The sequence below is a fragment of the Bacteroides sp. D22 genome (assembly GCF_000163675.1).
GTDB classification, from domain to species: domain Bacteria; phylum Bacteroidota; class Bacteroidia; order Bacteroidales; family Bacteroidaceae; genus Bacteroides; species Bacteroides xylanisolvens.
Map to the genome: position 1 here is coordinate 18,421 of NZ_GG774795.1, position 18,494 is coordinate 36,914.

The 18,494-nt window shown below is 42.7% G+C and carries 14 protein-coding genes; 5 read left to right on the forward strand and 9 right to left on the reverse strand.

Annotated features, from left to right (window positions below):
* Positions 1 to 65 precede the first annotated feature (65 nt).
* Positions 66 to 1,346: an O-acetylhomoserine aminocarboxypropyltransferase/cysteine synthase family protein gene (locus HMPREF0106_RS24145; protein WP_009038679.1), complete on the forward strand. Its 1,281-nt coding sequence runs from the start codon at positions 66 to 68 to the stop codon at positions 1,344 to 1,346.
* 41 nt (positions 1,347 to 1,387) lie between these two features.
* Positions 1,388 to 2,284: an MBL fold metallo-hydrolase gene (locus HMPREF0106_RS24140; protein WP_009038680.1), complete on the forward strand. Its 897-nt coding sequence runs from the start codon at positions 1,388 to 1,390 to the stop codon at positions 2,282 to 2,284.
* A 206-nt stretch (positions 2,285 to 2,490) separates the two neighbouring features.
* Here HMPREF0106_RS24140 and HMPREF0106_RS24135 read toward each other — a convergent pair whose 3' ends face one another.
* The 9 genes from HMPREF0106_RS24135 to ppk1 form a co-directional block, all read right to left on the reverse strand.
* Positions 2,491 to 3,411 carry a hypothetical protein gene (locus HMPREF0106_RS24135; protein ID WP_009038681.1) on the reverse strand — a complete coding sequence of 307 codons (921 nt, stop codon included), beginning with the start codon at positions 3,409 to 3,411 and terminating at the stop codon, positions 2,491 to 2,493.
* Between the two features lie 340 nt (positions 3,412 to 3,751).
* Positions 3,752 to 4,294, reverse strand: coding sequence for a DUF4369 domain-containing protein (locus tag HMPREF0106_RS24130; RefSeq protein WP_032850935.1), 543 nt, complete (start codon positions 4,292 to 4,294; stop codon positions 3,752 to 3,754).
* A gap of 84 nt (positions 4,295 to 4,378) precedes the next feature.
* Positions 4,379 to 5,245, reverse strand: coding sequence for a BT1926 family outer membrane beta-barrel protein (locus HMPREF0106_RS24125; RefSeq protein ID WP_009038683.1), 867 nt, complete (start codon positions 5,243 to 5,245; stop codon positions 4,379 to 4,381).
* 26 nt (positions 5,246 to 5,271) lie between these two features.
* Entirely contained in the window at positions 5,272 to 7,875 is a 2,604-nt protein-coding gene (locus HMPREF0106_RS24120) for a hypothetical protein (protein ID WP_008641279.1), read from the reverse strand.
* A gap of 403 nt (positions 7,876 to 8,278) precedes the next feature.
* On the reverse strand, positions 8,279 to 9,217 hold the full coding sequence (locus HMPREF0106_RS24115) for a tyrosine-type recombinase/integrase (protein ID WP_008641278.1): 939 nt from the start codon (positions 9,215 to 9,217) through the stop codon (positions 8,279 to 8,281).
* Between the two features lie 116 nt (positions 9,218 to 9,333).
* A complete protein-coding gene (locus HMPREF0106_RS24110; protein ID WP_009038684.1) occupies positions 9,334 to 9,960 on the reverse strand; it encodes an HU family DNA-binding protein in 627 nt (208 codons plus the stop codon).
* Positions 9,961 to 10,243: 283 nt separating this feature from the next.
* On the reverse strand, positions 10,244 to 10,750 hold the full coding sequence (imm9, locus tag HMPREF0106_RS24105) for an Imm9 family immunity protein (RefSeq protein ID WP_009038685.1): 507 nt from the start codon (positions 10,748 to 10,750) through the stop codon (positions 10,244 to 10,246).
* A 235-nt stretch (positions 10,751 to 10,985) separates the two neighbouring features.
* Positions 10,986 to 13,235: an inorganic phosphate transporter gene (locus HMPREF0106_RS24100; protein WP_008017861.1), complete on the reverse strand. Its 2,250-nt coding sequence runs from the start codon at positions 13,233 to 13,235 to the stop codon at positions 10,986 to 10,988.
* Between the two features lie 397 nt (positions 13,236 to 13,632).
* Complete coding sequence (gene ppk1 / locus HMPREF0106_RS24095; RefSeq protein ID WP_008641276.1) at positions 13,633 to 15,816, reverse strand: polyphosphate kinase 1; 2,184 nt, start codon at positions 15,814 to 15,816, stop codon at positions 13,633 to 13,635.
* A 55-nt stretch (positions 15,817 to 15,871) separates the two neighbouring features.
* On the opposite strand from ppk1, the gene HMPREF0106_RS24090 reads away from it, so the two are divergent.
* The 3 genes from HMPREF0106_RS24090 to rfbB all read left to right on the forward strand — a co-directional run bounded on the left by HMPREF0106_RS24090 (position 15,872) and on the right by rfbB (position 18,494).
* Positions 15,872 to 16,366, forward strand: a complete 495-nt coding sequence (locus tag HMPREF0106_RS24090) for a metallophosphoesterase family protein (protein WP_009038686.1) — start codon at positions 15,872 to 15,874, stop codon at positions 16,364 to 16,366.
* Between the two features lie 99 nt (positions 16,367 to 16,465).
* Entirely contained in the window at positions 16,466 to 17,335 is an 870-nt protein-coding gene (gene rfbA / locus HMPREF0106_RS24085; protein WP_004316988.1) for a glucose-1-phosphate thymidylyltransferase RfbA, read from the forward strand.
* Positions 17,336 to 17,357: 22 nt separating this feature from the next.
* On the forward strand, positions 17,358 to 18,494 hold the full coding sequence (gene rfbB, locus HMPREF0106_RS24080; protein WP_008641275.1) for a dTDP-glucose 4,6-dehydratase: 1,137 nt from the start codon (positions 17,358 to 17,360) through the stop codon (positions 18,492 to 18,494).

The following is an 18,494-nucleotide window of genomic DNA, read 5'->3' on the forward strand; positions in this document are numbered from 1 at the left end:
TATTTTCCCTACTTTTGCAGCATTAAAACATTTTTTGAAATAAAACATTAAAACCCGATAACATTATGGCAAAACAATTCAAACCGGAAACCCTGTGTGTACAGGCTGGATGGACGCCTAAAAAAGGCGAACCACGCGTATTGCCCATCTATCAAAGTACAACTTTCAAATACGATACCAGCGAGCAAATGGCCCGCCTGTTCGATTTGGAAGACAGTGGTTACTTTTATACCCGCCTGCAAAATCCAACGAATGACGCCGTTGCCGCCAAAATCGCCGCTCTTGAAGGTGGTGTAGCCGCTATGCTGACTTCCAGCGGTCAGGCAGCCAACTTCTATGCCATTTTTAATATCTGCCAGGCAGGAGATCACTTCGTTTGTTCTTCCGCTATTTATGGAGGTACGTTCAACCTGTTCGGAGTGACGATGAAGAAACTCGGCATCGATGTGACTTTCGTAAATCCGGATGCCAGCGAAGAAAAAATTTCTGCAGCTTTCAAACCGAATACAAAGGCTTTGTTTGGCGAAACAATTTCCAATCCTTCTCTGGAAGTGTTGGATATTGAAAAGTTCGCACGTATCGCACACAGTCACGGGGTCCCCTTGATTGTTGACAACACCTTCCCTACTCCTATCAACTGTCGCCCGTTTGAATGGGGAGCTGACATCGTAGTTCATTCTACTACCAAATATATGGACGGACACGCTACAAGCGTAGGTGGCTGTATTGTAGATAGCGGTAATTTTGACTGGGATACTCACGCAGAAAAATTCCCGGGACTTTGTACGCCGGACGAGTCTTACCACGGGCTAACTTACACGAAAGCATTCGGCAAAGGTGCCTACATCACCAAAGCAACTGCGCAACTGATGCGTGACCTCGGCAGCATCCAAAGCCCGCAAAACTCTTTCTTATTAAATCTGGGACTTGAGACACTGCACTTACGTATGCCTCAACACTGCCGTAACGCACAGAAAGTGGCTGAATATCTTTCTAAAAATGAGAAAGTAGCTTGGGTAAACTACTGTGGTCTGCCGGACAACAAATATTACAGCCTGGCACAGAAATATATGCCGAACGGTTCTTGCGGAGTCATCTCCTTTGGTCTGAAAGGCGGACGTGATGTGTCTATCAAGTTTATGGATTCACTGGAATTCATCGCTATCGTTACTCACGTAGCCGATGCACGCAGTTGCGTGCTCCATCCGGCAAGCCATACTCACCGCCAGTTGACGGATGAGCAACTAATGGAAGCCGGTGTACGTCCGGACCTGATCCGCCTATCGGTAGGTATCGAAAATGCGGATGATATCATTGCTGATATCGAACAGGCTTTGAACGCATAACAATACCGTAAAGGTATCAAATACTAAGAAAAGGCACGGGAATGAAAGATTTTCCGTGCCTTTTTATTTACCACAAAAAGAAAGTTAATTTCGAAGAGAATCATTTCAAATGTGAACCGATAAATCCTCCCGGATGTTTATCTTTGCAGGGAACCAAATTCTGCAGAGATATGAAAAAGAATCTATTAGTAGCATTCGTATTATGCCTTTCTTACGGATTTTCTTATTCCCATTCGTTTGATAAACCAATTAATCAGACAGCAAAGATGTCAAACTTTGAAATGGATTCGTTTACCACCAAGAATGGTAAAAGCTTGAAGATCATTTTCTTCAAACATGCCAGCTTATTACTGGACTATGCAGGACAAAAAATATTCATTGATCCTGTTTCCGATTATGCCGACTATACACAACAGCCGAAAGCGGATTTCATTCTGATTACGCATGAACATGGCGACCATTTCGATACCAAAGCAATAGCAGCTATCGAAACAAACCAGACCAAAATTATAGCTAATCCTAATTGCCGGAAAATGCTGAATAGAGGACAAGAGATGAAGAACGATGATGTGCTTCAACTCGCCAAAGATATCAAACTGGAAGCCGTACCCGCCTATAATACGACTCCCGGCAGGGATAAATTTCATCCCAAAGGACGTGACAACGGATATATTCTGACTTTAGGAGGAACTCGTATTTATATTGCCGGAGATACGGAGGATATTCCGGAACTAAACCAGGTGAAAGATATTGATATCGCTTTTCTGCCGGTTAACCAACCATATACCATGACACCGGAACAAGCGATACGGGCAGCCAAAATCATCAAGCCACGTATTTTGTACCCTTATCATTACGGAGAAACAGATATCCATAAAGTAAAAGACGGATTGAAAAATGAGACAGGCACAGAAATACGTATCCGGGCCTTGCAATAAGATATACGTAAATAATCAGAAAGCGGCTGAAAATATATTCACCTGAATATCCGAAAGGACCTTGAATAAAGTGCACCCCAAAAGTTAGATCTAAAACTTTTGGGGTGCACTTTAATATCTCAATAAGAATGATTTTCGCTTCAAGGGCTTTCCAAACATTCAGTCCCTTATAAAGAGCTTTTCCTTTTTTAATCAGTTACTTCCAATCACACAGCCTCGGCAGACAAACTGGAAATCACTGTATCCACCCAATATACAACTGTTCTATCCGCCGGCAAAACACCTTCCAGATAAGACGAATCAGATACCTCCTCCAACCATGCCGTAGTAATCGGTCCTCTTTCTCTTGTAGAACTTTGAGTTCCTAAATACGGACTAAAATTAAAAAACGTGTGTTGTTGCTCTACATTATTTTTATCTATATATGTAAAGACAAAAGCCTTTTTCTGTTTTCCACCCAATGAAGCCCACTCTATCTGGTATGTTCCTTCAACAAGAATTTGCTCATCCTCTGTCTTATAAATGAATTTCCCTCCTGTTCCTTCTTCAGATAAATGATATACATCATCCGGCCGCAAAATACAGATATCTCCTTTATTTATAAAAGAATAAGGAGCCATTGCCACATTTACTTTTTCCTGCAACTCGCTTTCCGAATCCAATGACAACATATCTTCACTGGGTCTGGAAACCTGAAATTCAGGTTGGTCGACGCACATAAATGTCAATACGCCATAAGAAACAGTCACAGGCAGGGTGACATAATTACCATCCTTATCAGTAACGGTAACCGTTACTTTCCCTTTTTTACCATGCGAACTAAGCCATAATCGGTTGTCGATGACTGTTGCTGTCACAATTGTTTCATCGGAGCTTTGTGCAGAGTAGCCACCTTTTCCATTGGCTATCCCGATATTCTCCGCTTCCCATCCGTTAAGATACAAGACTGTAGAAGAAACAGTGTTTGTACAAGTTCCTGTTTCGTCAACCAGTTCGGAACCACTAAATAAGATAATCTCTGCATCATCTTGACAGGCTGATACACAAAAAGCCATAACAGAAAGAAGAAAGAAGCCTAATAAAGTTTTTGTTTTCATATTTTCAGTGGTATGGTTAAATCCCGGCATATGCCATTGTTTTGCAAAGATATAAAGTATTTGTAAAAAACACTATCTTTGTATGAAAAGTTACCAATAGTACAGATCCACTAGATTCTTCCATACAGTGTAAGTTATATGAGATATACAACAAAAGGTCATTGAAAAGGACGTTCCCGGGGGAAAAAGGGAATGGGAAATACGGGAACGTCCTCAAAACATAACAATACAGAAATATGGACTTTCACAAGGGCGCATTTCTGTCTCTCTTATGCAACATTCCCTTCTATAAAAATATGGAGGAAATATCTGGAGAGGATATTATTATGTGGGAAATTTAGTTTATAGTCTTAAAAGCAATCTGATTGCATCAAAGTGATGAACGATAGGCAGTCCGAATATATTCTCCTACTGCATTGTCATCATTGATTTCTATGTATTTTTTCAATAAATCCGCAAATCCGGATTTTATCTGTTCCGTTTGCTTGTTCTCGCAGGCTGTAGAATATTCATCAACAGCCATGAGAAAATCCTGCATTCGTTCATTCAGCATTGTTCCTCCTGTGCAAACCACATCGGAAATATAGGCTTGGATACTACCATTTTCTATGACAACAGGGAGGCGGTATTCCAGTCCCGATTTGTTGGCACGAATAGAAAGCACTTTTACTACGGGCGACACAATAGTCACCGTATCGGAAAAATCAAACTTTCCGTGGATTATTTCTGCACTATCTACCGGCTGCCCGTTCGAAACATCTTTCATATAAACCATTTTTCCTTCGAATTCGGGCAAAGGTGCACTGCCGTTAATCTCGTAACCTTTTATCTGATGCCCGGTGCAAGCCACTATCAGACATATTCCCGGAAGAAAAGATAAAAGTTTCACATATCTGTTCATTAAGCTCTTCATTCTTCTTTAAAAAAGAAAAGCCGTCCGCACTATCAGCTGAACGGCTTTCTCTTTTCATTCATACATTTGTATAATCATTCATCCTTAGAATCTGAATCCCAGTTTCACCACAGGCATTTCAAATATTTTGATATTGTGGTGACTGGCGTTATATTTATCAAATCCTTTCGGGCAAATCTGTATCAAGTCATAGCGATAAGCCAGAGGGTGCATTTCGAAACCGAAAACAAAACCTTTGGCAATGCTATACTCAATACCTGCTACGGCAGCTACTTTGAAACCGTACATCTGACCGGCTTTACTTCCGGAAACATAGACCTGTGACGGAAGTTCTTCCGAGTCGTCACTATCCTTGTAGGTGTCTCCGGTGTATGGTTCGGTCGTTTCAATGCGTGCCATCTGGAAGCCGAGTGCGCCTCCGAGATATGGATGAATACGTTCGTTGCGAGTCTTGAAATAGTAGTTGGAACCGACAGATACATACCAGTTGTTGGTCATCTGCGCATTGATATAACTTTGCGCAGGGATAATCATGTCAGGTACACTGTTGTCTCCTTCTACATAGTCTTTCTTAGGAGTGAGGCTAACGTTCATGCTGAACTGGAAATTTACATTCCAATTGTCAGACACGAAATACTTACCTTCAATTCCGGCTATATTGACCAGACTATTATTATTCAGACTCCCGATGTTCAGATAGCGGTTCAGATCGCCGGAGTTATCCTTCCCTCCATTGGGAAGTCCGACTACTCCTCCGTCATTGGAGAACTTAGGAAGCAGATAAGAGGTGTTCTCGTTAAAGAACTTTCCGCTACCAAGCAGGACTGAAACCTGCCACTGTCCTTTCTTCGGGGCAAACGACGCATCATCACTGCTGCTGTAACGCTGCGCCATTGAAGGCGCAGCTGTCATACAGGTCAGCAAAAGTAATGTGCATAGTTTTTTTATCATCTTGTTACTTTTACGTAGTTAGGGAATTATTTCAAGAAGATAGCAAGAAGTGCTTTCAATTGAGCGCTTGCAGCATCATAGTCTGCCTTGGCAGCATCATATTCAGCCTGTTTTACTTTGATCTTTTCCTGGATATTTGCAAATGTATCCTTGATATAATCATTATCAGTATAAGTACCTTCGGCCAACTTTTCTAAATTTCTTTCAGCAGTAGCCAAAGCTGCTTTTTTATCAAGAAGGCCAGTAACAGCTTTTAAATATTCAGCATTAATAGCTTCTTTGATTTCCTCCAAAGTCATATCTTTATAATCATCGCCCAACTCATCAAGGCTAGCAATATATTCAGAAATTGTAGACTCAATCTTATCTTTTATAGCATCTTTATAGTCATAATCCTCACTAACTTTCTTAATATTTGCCTCTACTTCCTTAAATACTTTATCATAAGCAGTTTTAGCATCAGCCAAAGCAGTCTCTGCTTTCGTTACATTTGCAGCCAATTCTGTTTTTTTCTTATCCAGCGTAGTTTGTTCTTTAGCTTTTTGAGCAGTAAACTCTGCTTTCAAAGCTTTATAGGTATCAGCCTGATTTATCACAGCTGTCAGACGTGCAGCTTCTGCCGTAGCATAAATAGAGATACCAAGAGTTCCATAGTCACCATTTTGCAATTCTGTTGCCAGTCTATTGCCATCAACTTCCTTAAGAACCATATCAGCTGACACAGCAACCCTTCTAGGTTCATTATCACGATTAAAGTTATCACCAAACACTTTTGTTGAAGCTTTTTTCCATGAGTCATATGGAACATCACCAGCAGATGCTCCAAGTTCAAGAAGCTTGTTTGCATTAGCTTGTTCTATTTTATTAGCTTTTGTCACAGCACCGGCTGTCCATTCTATTAAATTTAATTCTAGCCCTACAATTGACTTGAAGTTTGCCAAAGGATTAGCTATTATCCAAGCAGAAATTGCTTTTTTAGTATTGGTAGAAGCCTCTGTTGCTTCTGCTTTTGTACTTTTAAGCTCTTTATCCAAAGCATCCTGATAGTATTCAGCCAAGGCAGTAGCTAATTTACTGATATTAGCATCCTGTGTTCTAGCAGCATCGCCCAGTTTATTATAAGCAGCTATTGCAGTTTCGGCAGCTTTTTTTGAAGCATTTATATCAATAGCTTCAACTTCAATATATTTATCGCGAGCTTTCTCCCATGCCTTATAGTCAGCATCGTAAGTTTCATTCGCTTTTGTTGCTTCAGCATCTGCTTTCACGACTTCAAGTTTAGACCATGCAAGATCTTCTAAATCAATCCCTTGAGTAGCTGCATCAATAAGCTTATTCCAGCCATCAATCTGTTCTTGCGCCTTAGTAACTAGTACAGTTCTTGCATAGCTGAATTCACCTGTTGATTTATTATAGCCAGCTACTCCACCAGAAATACCATCAAAAGCATCATTCAGGCCTTTAAGAATGCTCTGATCTGCTTTCTTAGAATAAGCAGAAGCTACATTAGTAGTAGTATTAACTTTAGCAAGAGCATCCTTAGCATCGGCTAATTTTTTCTCTGCAGTAGTTTTGTTCTTTTCTAAGTTAGGATTAGCAACTTTTAATTCTTCTTTTTTAAGTTCATATTGTCGTTTCTGAACATCCAATGTTGCCATTTCATCCTTCAGCTTTTTAACCTCTGTTTCCCAATCAGCTAATGTAGTATATTCATTATCCAAAATAGCCTTATATCCATCAGCTGTTTTTTGTGCTATATTCAAATTGGATTCAGCGATTTCCACAGCATTCTTCAATTTAGCCTCGATGTTTCCATCAGCTACCCAATTAGGATAGTCCGCCAACTGTTCCTGAAGTTTCTTCAAGCTGCCTTCTGTATATCCGTTATTTGCATTATCCGGATTTTGTGTAATTACATAATATGTAATATACTTTTCATCAGTACCAGTAGTAGTTGTTGTTCCAGCTCCTTCGCCAACACTTGTCTGTGAACTTGTTGATTTAGATACAAGTCTTTGTTCAGTCTCAACTTCTGTCGTTGAATATCCATACATAGCCTTATCCATAGCTATCTTAGCATAAGCAACTTTTGCCTCTACAACATTTAAACGTAATTGTTCTTCATCTGTCAGCAACAACTTGGAAGCTTCAATCTGTTCCATAGCTTGTTTGTAAGCTTCCTGTGCTTTAGCAGTGGCAGTTTCGGCAAGAAGCATTTTTTCCTTATACTGCTCAACAATCAATGCCTTTTCATTTTCCCACTTAGTTTTGTCAGCTTCCGCTTTTGCAATGGCAGCTTCCGCTTCTGCTTTTGCTTGTGCAGTAGCAGCTTCTTCCTTTTCAATCAGGAGTTGCTTCAACTGAATATCCAGTTCATGCAACTGCAAATCAATTTCTGCAGATTTATTCTGAAGTGCCAAACCTGCATTAACTAACTCTTGCTCTGCAACCTGTGCTTTTCTCAATTCAGCCTCTACAAGCTCAACTGCAGCTTGAGCTTTGATAAAATCAGACTTTGCTCCCCTAAGTTCTGCAATGCCTTCCGGTTCATCGGTATCAATACATCCCGTGAATGTCGCTGTCGTACCTGCCATGAGCAAGGTTGCGACTAAATACGTCCATTTTCTCATAAAAGTAAATTAAATGTTATACAATTAATAAATAAAAAATTTGTTTGTACTAATTCATGATTTATTTCGCTTCACTCCCCCTCTTCCCGTTACTTTGTAGGTAACGGGAAAACCCTTGTGCCTGCTCTTTTAGAGTAGTCTATACTAGAAAATAATACGATATATGACGAATCTTCTTACCCCTGCTTATGAGAAAAAGTAGAGGGGCGGGAAATCTATTGCAAAATTTAGACGTTAACAAAGCTCTAAGACAAAGAATCCACGTGTTCTTCTGTGTTTATTCCTATTTTGAGTAGTTTATTAGAAAAAATGTACGATTTTGTTTGGATGTTTTAAGAAATATGCTCATATTTGCAGCGTCTTTTCTTCCCGTTACCTACAAAGTAACAGCACTATCAATCAGCTACTTGCCACAAACATAGCTCCTTTTCAGCGAAGATAGAATCGTCACATTCGCTTCATCTATTTTCTTATTCTTAAAAGGTTTTAGATAAGTCTCTGTGACGATAATGGATGAATGTCCCATCGCCTCTGAAATAATGCCTGGATGTATCTCGCAATAATATGCCATTGTAGCCCAAGTATGCCGAGCCGTATATGAGCTTAAATCAGAAGTCAATGCAAGTACTTGTTTCAGCAACAGAAGCTGATAGTTAAAATTACGCAAAGCTATCTGATATTCCCTGTAGGTAGCTTCGGTACTCTCTCCGCCAGTCAGTATGGGAAAAAGATAAGGAGAAGCAGAATCGGTGTTCATATACTTTTTTATTAGTTTCATAGTTTCCGGCAGAAGCGTCACAGTTAGAAGCCGCCCGGTTTTTCTACGACGATAAGTAAGCACATTCCCCACCATATCCTGCTTTTTAAGATAGGCAAGATCTACAAACGGCATACCACGAAGCATGAACATTAAGAAAAAGTACGCGCGCGTACGTTGTAATTCTTCCCTTCCCTGATGAATTTGTTTGGGAAGCTCTTTCATCAATCGTTCCATATCCTCCTTTTCCAGTGCACGCTTTCTGTCAGCACGCGTTCCTGTATAAACATACCGGAAATGATGCGGTATATAAGATGCCATACGACGGTCAACCGCGCGGTTGTACACCGCCCTCAATGTACGCATATAGGTTGAAACCGTGTTCCAACTACAATCCTTTTCCCGCAAATACGTTTCAAAACTTTTAAGAAACTCCTGATTCACTTTCTTGAATGACAGATTCCTGCTCCCGTTAAATGCAATGATAGCATTCATGCTACTCCTGTAAACATGAGCAGTTCCATAATTCCCACTTTTTCGAAGCCCTTCAGCTACTTCCTTCATAAATGAAATCAAATTCCCCATTTTTATTAATTTTAGTTATCACTCAAGCACGTCCCTGAAGAAAAGCGCCCTCACCGCAATTCCCCCCAATGCTCTTAATTCAAAATCTCAAAGTATCATCATACAAATATGATGAATTATGTTTTCTTTATATACACCCGATGTGTTCCTCTGCCATCAATCTCGATACCGGAACCGGGCGTATACGCCCATTGGCGCAATTCATTGGTAGCCGCTGTGCGCAGCAGACCTGTCAGCTTCCGGTATTCGTAGACTGTCAAAAAAGGATGTTCCTCCAAATATCTGACAGCCAATGCAAGCCGTTGCTCCGAAGTATACTTCTGTGAAGAACGTTGCGACTTCCACGGAGCTCTTTCCAGCAGACATCTTCCATTGATACGCCTTATCATCTTCCTGTCTACACGAAAGTTCACGTTTCCCACCACAATGCTTCGTGCGTTACGATGGGTTTCGCCTTCTCCGGCCTTTTCACGCTCTTTATCTTTGCATAACGCCAACGAAGGAGAGAATGTTCCAATGCCATCCAGCTTCACAGACTTGCCTTCTGCCATCTGATGTGCCATCTCAATACCTATTTGTGTAATTACGCCTTCCACATCTCCGACATTAAAACCACTGCTGGATGCTATCTGACGTATCAGCTCCTCGGTAGAAACCTGATCCATCATTGCAAACCGCGGATAAAGTACTTGTTCGCCCGTTCCATGAATATCGGGCATTTCTTCCATTACATACATTGCCATAGTACTAAAGTTTATTTGAAATATTGATTACTAATAGAAAACATCCTAGCTATAGGTAGAAAACTTGTTCTCCCCTAGAAGAAAAGTTCTTTTTCCCTTAGGGCAAACTAAAACCGCAAGTTCTGGTTTTATAACTGAAACTTCTGATTACATAATCAAAAGTTCCGGTTTTATAATCAGAACTTGCGGTTATAGTTTTCTTCCCAACAAAGATACATTTTCCTGCCGGGATAAGCAAGTTTAATCCCTATGAAAAGGAAGTTTGATTACGATTCAGTTACTATCACCGTTTCTTTACTTTATATCCTTTCAAGGTAAAACCTACTTCAAACAAATTCAAAAGGGCTATCCGGATGTTATCTTCAATATAGGTTCCCATAGTATCATATTTCGCAAAGTAGACGGGAAGCAGCCTGTTATTTCTCCTATAGTTTTCATCCGGCATTTTACCGGTAAACCGTTCTTTCTTCTTCACTCCCCAACGAACGATTTTACTACAAGGAAGAGGTATACCGATCGTCAACACTTTTTCTTTAGTTGCCGTATCGGTGATTCCATGTTTCCGGATACTGATATGATTGGCTCCCAAATAAGTACCGATATACAGGACAATTGTCAGCTTCCAATCGTTCAAAGCCTCATCGGTTTGAATACCATTTACCAAATCAGAGAAATAGTTCTCAACCATTTCTCTGTCAAAACTGTTTAGTTCGGGCCATTCACATTTCTCAAACAACTGATGCACATTGACAGGAACCAGTAAAGTGGTTATTTCTAATTGATATTTCATTCATTTCATTTTTATACCATTGCATTTTAAATCGTCTCAAATATCTTACCGACTATAAATATACAATTTTATCAAATCAAATGCTAAAGAACAGAGCTTTTTTATCCAACCACTTTCTAAAAAGAAAAGACTGTTTGACATACCCTCACTTATATAAATAGGGTTTATCAAACAGTCCTTTCCTTTCGAGTTATCATTCGTTTTTTCCAGTGAAGAACGTTATCGTTTCCAGCCTTTACGGCATTTCAGTCTCCATTTGGAATTTACGGCTTACTTTCATTAAGTTGATGGTGTAAGTGACTACGTTCTGTGCTTCCTGAACCATCGTGAGATATACCATGCTAACCCGGATGCTTCCTGATTGGCTTTGGATACGTTGCAGTTCCTTACGTTTCAATAGCGAAAGTTGTCCGTTGAGGTCGTTGGCACGACGGATTTCTTCTTCCAGATTGTTGTACTCGTTGTTTTCCATTTTCTTACGGCATTGCTGAATCAGATATGTAATATCTTCTGCAACATCGCTGAATTCACCTTTCTGAATGGCATCCAACGGGTTGAAATTGTTGTCGGTATGTTCCAGGCAAGGCTCGCAGAGACGAGAAATACTGTAAACCAGTTCGCTGGCAAAGTCGTTGCCTTGATAGTAATAAAGTCCTTTTTCGAGTACAGTGTTGTTGTCGAGGCGGCACATGGCTACGGTGCCGGAACGTTTCATCTGTTTGATGAGCTGTTTTTCAAATTTTGTGGAACCCATAGCACGACGCAGTCCTCGAAGATTTTCGTGGAGGAAAGAAGTGACGGTCAGTTCGAAGTTGGTTTCTGCATATTCCAGCACTTTGGAAAGTTCTTCGCGGGTGTGCTTACGCATCAGTTGCAGGGCTTCTGTGCTGTCTGTGGCTTGCATAAGTTGCTTCAGAGTTTCGCTACCTTGTTCTTTCGCTTTGCGTTTTTTGTACATCACTTGGCTACGGATCAGGATGAATACAGCTATACCGATGAGTGCGATGATAGAGATATTTCCTCCATAATGAAGTACGAGGGCTACGAAGAAACAGATGGTGAAGGCAGCTCCGGCAGTGATGAACCAGCCACCGATGACGCTTAATACGCCGGTAATACGATAAACGGCAGAATCACGTCCCCAGGCACGGTCGGCCAAGGAGGTACCCATAGCTACCATGAAGGTTACGTAGGTGGTAGAAAGAGGAAGTTTCAGGGAAGTTCCCAAGGCGATGAGCAGCCCCGCTAATACTAGGTTGACAGAAGCGCGGACAAGGTCGAAAGCTGCTCCGTCGGCAATGATGGCTTCGTCTTTGCGGAAGCGGGAGTCAAACCATTCTTTGCTGCCACTTGGCATAATGCGGGAGATTCCGTTGGCAAGTGTCATACTGATGCGGACTACTGTACGGGCAATCGGGGTACTTCCGAATGTTTCTTCTCCTTCATCTTGACGGGAAAGGTCGACGGATGTTTTAATTACAGCATGTGCCTTTTTAGAAGTACAGAGGGCGTAGACCATAACGGCTCCGGCTCCGATAAGGAAATACCACGGGGTTTTGGCGGGTCCCAGCAGAGAGGTCATCAGGAAGCCGTTCGGATTTCCTCCTCCGTTGGCGGTATAGTCCATAAAAGAGGAGAAGCCTGCGAGGGGAACACCGATGAAGTTGACAAGGTCGTTGCCGGCAAAAGCGAGAGCGAGGGCGAAGGTGCCCATCAATACAATGACTTTGAAAACGTTGATTTTCATCCAGTGAAGGATTTGCATCAGTACGGTGAAGAACACGAAGAAGACGGCGATTAACATCAATGTGTTGTCTTGTATCCAGTGTTTGTTTTCGGGGGTCATGAAGGAGCTGTCTTTCAGTCCTTTGATAAGCATGAAATAGATGATGGCGGTAGCGGCTACACCTCCGAAAAGGGCAATGCTGTATTTCATCTTTTTCGTATAGTTGAAGGTGAATATCACACGGGCCAGCCATTGTACGATCATTCCGAAGAAGAAGGCGATGGCGACGGATACGAAAATGGCCATGATGACGGAAAGGGCTTTGTCGGTGTTTATGAGGTCGCCCAAACCGAGGGTATCGCTATTATGTACTTTGATAAGTGAGAGGGCGAAGGTTCCTCCGAGTAGTTCAAAGACTAATGAAACGGTGGTGGAGGTGGGCATACCCATGGAGTTAAATACGTCCAGCAGTACTACGTCGGTCAGCATGACGGCTAACAGGATGCACATGATTTCGGCAAAGTAGAAGTGCTCGGGCTGGTAGATGCCGTGCCGGGCTATGTCCATCATGCCATTGGATAGGGAGGCGCCAATAAATATGCCGACGCCGGCTATGAAAAGGATGGTTTTAAACGAAGCGGCTTTGGCACCTACCGCGGAGTTTAAGAAGTTGACTGCGTCATTGCTGACTCCGACTATCAGATCGAAGACGGCAAGGACGAAGAGGAAAATGATAATGCATAAATAAATAGTCTCCATAAATAATATGTGTATGTTGTTTCCAGTTGCAAAGGACGGGATTTGACGTTGCAGGGAGGTGTCATACATGTTACAATTGTATTACAATCATCTTTCTTTTATCTCGTAATCATCTTTCTTTTGTCTTGAAACAAAAGAAAAAAGCAAAGAAAAATTCAAGGCTGACTTTTTTCTCCTACTCGCTTCCTTCACTTCGCTAAAGGGCAGAAACTCGCAACGCTCAAACAGTCTGCCCTTCTTGACGCTACGTTACGGGCGCTCGCTTGACGGAGAAAAAAGTAGGCCGGGAAACCATGCGGGGTGCAGGTCATTGTGATCGTATGTACGATGGGGGGACTGGGGTATGGTTGTAATGATGTGTTTTCCGCAGCATAGTTGCTGCGGAAAGGATTTGATGTTAGTTGTTAGTTTTGTTTAGCCAGTCGTAGAAGGTGTATTGGGCTCGGACGGCAGGGGTGCCGGGTGTTCTTTTTTTGAATATGTTTTGCAGCTTATCATCTACCCAGCAGGCTTTTTGGTTGTCGGCAAGCTGGATATTAAGCATTTCGATCAGGCTGTCACGCAGGTCGGGGGCAAGAACGGGGGTGATGGCTTCGATGCGGCGGTAGAGGTTACGGCGCATCCAGTCGGGAGAGCCCATGAATACTTTGGGGGTGCCGTCGTTGCCGAAGTACCAGATGCGGGCGTGTTCGAGGAAACTGTCTACAATACGGGTGACACGGATGTTACGACTGTATGACTGTCCGGGGATAAGACAACAGATACCACGGACGATAAGGTCGATTTGTACACCGTGTTCGGAGGCTTCGTAGAGGCGGTCTATCATGGTAGGGTCTTGGAGGGCGTTCATTTTTAGGATGATGCGTCCTTGCTTGCCTTCGTCTGCAAGGGATATTTCGCGGTCGATCAGGCGGTTCAATTCGGGAATGAGGTTGAAACGGGCTACCAAAAGGGTGGTGAACTTCGGGTCTTCTTTTCCTTGCAGGGTACGGAAGAGGTTATAGAGGTCGGCCACTATTTCTTTGCGACAGGTGAAAAGACCGCAATCGGCGTAAAGGGTGGCGGTTTTTTCGTTAAAGTTGCCGGTGCTGATGTAGGCGTAGCTGGGGATTTTCTCACCGTTTAATCCGCGACGACGGATCAAGGCTACTTTGGCGTGCACTTTCAAACCAGGGATGCTGTAGATTATCTTGATACCGGCGGCTTGCATCATTTCGGCGGTGGCAAGGTTGTTTTCTTCATCAAAGCGGGCTTTCAGTTCCACAAATACGGTGACTTTCTTGCCGTTTTGGGCGGCGGCTATCAGGGTGTTGATGACGGCGGAGTTTTCCGCTACGCGGTATTGAGTTACCATGATTTCACGGGTTTCCGGGTTGTGCACGGCTTCATATAGGAAGTGGATAAAGTGCTCGAAAGAGTGATAAGGATAATATAATAACAGGTCCTTTTTGGCGACGTAATTGAAAATGGATTCTTTCTCATCGAGGACGGTCAGCTTCATCGGCTTCGGTTTTTCGAGGCTATGAAGGGATTTGTTCGGGTTGGGAAGATGACGCAGGTCTTCGAGGTTCAAATGCTTATCACCGGGGACAAGTTCGTCACGCTGAATACGGAAGGCATCCACAAGGAAGTCCAGGAATTCAGAAGGCATAGCACGGTCGTAGACGAAACGGCAGACGTCACCGATCTTGCGTTTCTTCACTTTCTTCTTGAGTTGGGCGACGAGGTCGGCACTGCTGGCGGTGTCGTCAATCAATATATCAGCATCACGGGAAATTTTGATACAGTAGCTGGAGTCGACATCGTAGCCGGGGAAGATCAGGTTGAGGTTTGCCTTGATGATGTCTTCGGTAAACATCAAATAATGATTTTTCTCGCGAGACGGAAGTTCGATGAAGCGGGGCACTTTGGCGTAGGGTTGTTTCATCACAAAGTAAAGGGGTTGTCGGAGGTCTGTTACATTTGGCCTTGCTGCTTCCATACCTACTTTTATACCTTCTCCGTCATTTCTTTCATTTATGCACTCTCCGGTATATTTTTCTATATTTTCTTTAGTTTCTTCTCCTTTGTTTTTTTCTTCTTTCTTCGGATAGACTCGTATTGCCAGGTAAAGGCGATTATCCCGCAGGAAGGAGACAATTTTATCTTTGGATACAGGCACAGGTTGCAGGTAGGGAAAGATTTCCTCCCGGAAAAAGTCTTTGATAAACTGTTGGTGGAACGGTTCTACATGGTTGTCTTGATAAAAGATGATATGATTTTTGCGCAGGGCAGGCAGTATTTTTTGTTCATAGATGCGTACACGGTCATCCAGCTGGCGGGTGACTTCTTTATTTATTTCCTCTACCAGTTCGCGGGCTGACTGTACGGTTTCTTCATCGCTTTCCGTAGCGCCGGAAGCAACAGCTTTATGGTCGGCTACACGGATTTTGTAAAACTCTTCGAGGTTGGAAGAGTAGATAGAGATGAAGTTGATACGTTCGTAAAGCGGCAGACGCTCGTCCAGAGCCTCCAACAATACGCGGTAATTGAATGAGAGCCAACTTATATCTCGCTTGAAATAATTATATTTGCTTTCCATGTGCTTTAAGATTTTTCCAAATATAGTATCTTTGTGGGATTAAACAAAGAATTTTATGACAAGAATTGGATTATTATCTGATACTCACGCTTACTGGGATGAGAAATATCTGGAATATTTCGAACCGTGCGACGAAATCTGGCATGCCGGAGACATCGGTTCACTGGAAGTAGCGGAAAAGTTAGCCGCATTCCGTCCATTCCGGGCGGTGTACGGAAACATTGACGGACAGGAAATCAGAAAACTGTATCCTCAAATAAATCGTTTCACGGTGGATGGTGCGGAAGTACTGATAAAACATATCGGCGGTTATCCGGGAAAGTATGATCCTTCCATCATCGGTAGTCTGATGACGCGACCGCCCAAGCTTTTTATCAGCGGACATTCGCATATATTAAAGGTGAAGTATGATAAAACGCTGGATATGTTACATATCAATCCGGGAGCTGCAGGTATGTCTGGTTTCCATAAGGTGCGGACTTTGGTGCGTTTTGTTATCAATCAAGGGGCGTTTCAAGACTTGGAAGTTATCGAACTGGCGGACAAATAAAATAAATGTCCCCGCCTGACTGAAAAATTATTTTAAAATTTTGCCACGTCGGAATTCTTTCCGACCTTTGCACACTGTTAATGAATAACTCAGACGAACATGAAAGGAATTATTCTGGCCGGTGGTAGTGCCACCCGACTTTATCCGCTTTCCAAAGCGATTTCCAAACAAATCATGCCTGTGTATGACAAGCCGATGATTTACTATCCATTGTCGACACTGATGTTGGCAGGAATACGCGAAGTGTTGATTATTTCGACTCCACGTGACTTGCCTATGTTCCGGGATTTGCTGGGAACGGGTGAGGAATTGGGTATGTCTTTCTCCTATAAAATACAGGAACAACCTAACGGACTGGCACAGGCTTTCGTATTGGGAGCCGATTTCCTGAACGGTGAACCGGGCTGTCTGATTCTTGGGGATAATATGTTTTACGGACAAGGCTTTTCTGCCATGCTCCGCCGGGCTGCCAATATAGAAAAAGGTGCCTGCATCTTCGGCTACTATGTAAAAGACCCGCGCGCATACGGTGTAGTGGAATTTAACGAACAAGGGAAAGTTATTTCACTGGAAGAAAAACCGGAAGTGCCGAAAAGTAATTATGCCGTTCCCGGACTCTATTTCTATGATGCCAGTGTGACGGAAAAAGCAGCAGCTCTTCGTCCTTCAGCACGTGGAGAATATGAGATTACAGACCTGAATCGCCTGTATCTGGAAGAAGGCACATTGAAAGTGGAACTCTTCGGCCGCGGATTCGCATGGCTGGATACGGGTAACTGCGACAGTCTGCTGGAAGCATCCAACTTCGTGGCTACTATTCAGAACCGGCAAGGTTTCTACGTTAGCTGTATTGAAGAAATCGCCTGGCGTCAGGGATGGATTCCGACGGAACAATTGCTTCTGTTAGGTCAACAACTCGAAAAGACCGAGTACGGAAAGTATCTTATCGAATTGGCAAAACAATCCTAAAATCAACATTATAGAATAAAATATGAAAACTTATCTAGTGACCGGTGCCGCAGGATTTATCGGGGCAAATTACATCAAATACATCTTGGCCAAACATAACGACATCAAAGTCGTGATATTGGATGCTTTGACGTATGCAGGTAACTTAGGAACGATTGCCAAAGACATCGACAACGAACGCTGCGTCTTTATCAAAGGAGACATTTGTAGCCGTGATGTGGTAGACGGTCTTTTTGCTGAGTATCGTTTTGATTATGTGGTGAATTTCGCTGCCGAAAGTCACGTTGACCGCAGCATTGAAAATCCGCAACTGTTTCTGATTACCAACATTCTCGGAACACAGAACTTATTGGATTGTGCACGCCGCGCATGGGTAATGGGAAAAGATGAACAAGGATACCCTACCTGGAGAAAAGGTGTACGCTATCATCAGGTATCCACCGACGAAGTGTATGGTTCACTGGGAGCCGAAGGGTATTTCACAGAAACAACCCCGCTTTGTCCTCATAGCCCGTACAGTGCCTCTAAGACTAGCGCAGACATGGTAGTGATGGCTTACCATGATACTTATAAAATGCCGGTAACAATTACCCGCTGCTCAAACAACTATGGTCCGTACCATTTCCCGGAGAAATTGATTCCGTTGATTATCAAGAATATCCTCGAAGGAAAACATCTCCCCGTCTACGGTGACGGCAGTAATGTACGCGACTGGCTTTATGTAGAAGATCACTGCAAAGCGATTGATCTCGTTGTACGTGAAGGTAAAGACGGAGAAGTGTACAACGTTGGCGGACATAACGAGAAAACAAACCTCGAAATCGTAAAACTGACTATTTCAACTATCCACCGTCTGATGGCAGAGAAGCCCGAATATCGCCAGGTTCTCAAAAAGAAGGTGAAAGACGAAAACGGAAATATTTCGATCGACTGGATCAATGAAGATCTGATTACGTTCGTTAAAGACCGTCTGGGACATGACCAACGTTACGCCATCGATCCTACAAAGATTACAAATGCTTTAGGATGGTATCCCGAAACAAAATTCGAAGTCGGTATCGTAAAGACAATCGAATGGTACTTGGCCAACCAAGCTTGGGTGGAAGAAGTTACCAGCGGAGATTATCAGGGTTACTACGAAAAGATGTATGGGAAATGA

Excerpts from the sequence above, each read along its gene's own strand:
- imm9 (WP_009038685.1), bottom strand. The coding sequence starts at position 10,750 with ATGAAATATCAATTAGAAATAACCACTTTACTGGTTCCTGTCAATGTG.
- HMPREF0106_RS24140 (WP_009038680.1), top strand. The coding sequence starts at position 1,388 with ATGAAAGATTTTCCGTGCCTTTTTATTTACCACAAAAAGAAAGTTAAT.
- HMPREF0106_RS24110 (WP_009038684.1), bottom strand. The coding sequence starts at position 9,960 with ATGGCAATGTATGTAATGGAAGAAATGCCCGATATTCATGGAACGGGC.
- HMPREF0106_RS24130 (WP_032850935.1), bottom strand. The coding sequence starts at position 4,294 with ATGAAGAGCTTAATGAACAGATATGTGAAACTTTTATCTTTTCTTCCG.
- HMPREF0106_RS24145 (WP_009038679.1), top strand. The coding sequence starts at position 66 with ATGGCAAAACAATTCAAACCGGAAACCCTGTGTGTACAGGCTGGATGG.
- HMPREF0106_RS24100 (WP_008017861.1), bottom strand. The coding sequence starts at position 13,235 with ATGGAGACTATTTATTTATGCATTATCATTTTCCTCTTCGTCCTTGCC.
- HMPREF0106_RS24090 (WP_009038686.1), top strand. The coding sequence starts at position 15,872 with ATGACAAGAATTGGATTATTATCTGATACTCACGCTTACTGGGATGAG.
- HMPREF0106_RS24120 (WP_008641279.1), bottom strand. The coding sequence starts at position 7,875 with ATGAGAAAATGGACGTATTTAGTCGCAACCTTGCTCATGGCAGGTACG.
- HMPREF0106_RS24115 (WP_008641278.1), bottom strand. The coding sequence starts at position 9,217 with ATGGGGAATTTGATTTCATTTATGAAGGAAGTAGCTGAAGGGCTTCGA.
- ppk1 (WP_008641276.1), bottom strand. The coding sequence starts at position 15,816 with ATGGAAAGCAAATATAATTATTTCAAGCGAGATATAAGTTGGCTCTCA.
- rfbB (WP_008641275.1), top strand. The coding sequence starts at position 17,358 with ATGAAAACTTATCTAGTGACCGGTGCCGCAGGATTTATCGGGGCAAAT.
- HMPREF0106_RS24125 (WP_009038683.1), bottom strand. The coding sequence starts at position 5,245 with ATGATAAAAAAACTATGCACATTACTTTTGCTGACCTGTATGACAGCT.
- rfbA (WP_004316988.1), top strand. The coding sequence starts at position 16,466 with ATGAAAGGAATTATTCTGGCCGGTGGTAGTGCCACCCGACTTTATCCG.
- HMPREF0106_RS24135 (WP_009038681.1), bottom strand. The coding sequence starts at position 3,411 with ATGCCGGGATTTAACCATACCACTGAAAATATGAAAACAAAAACTTTA.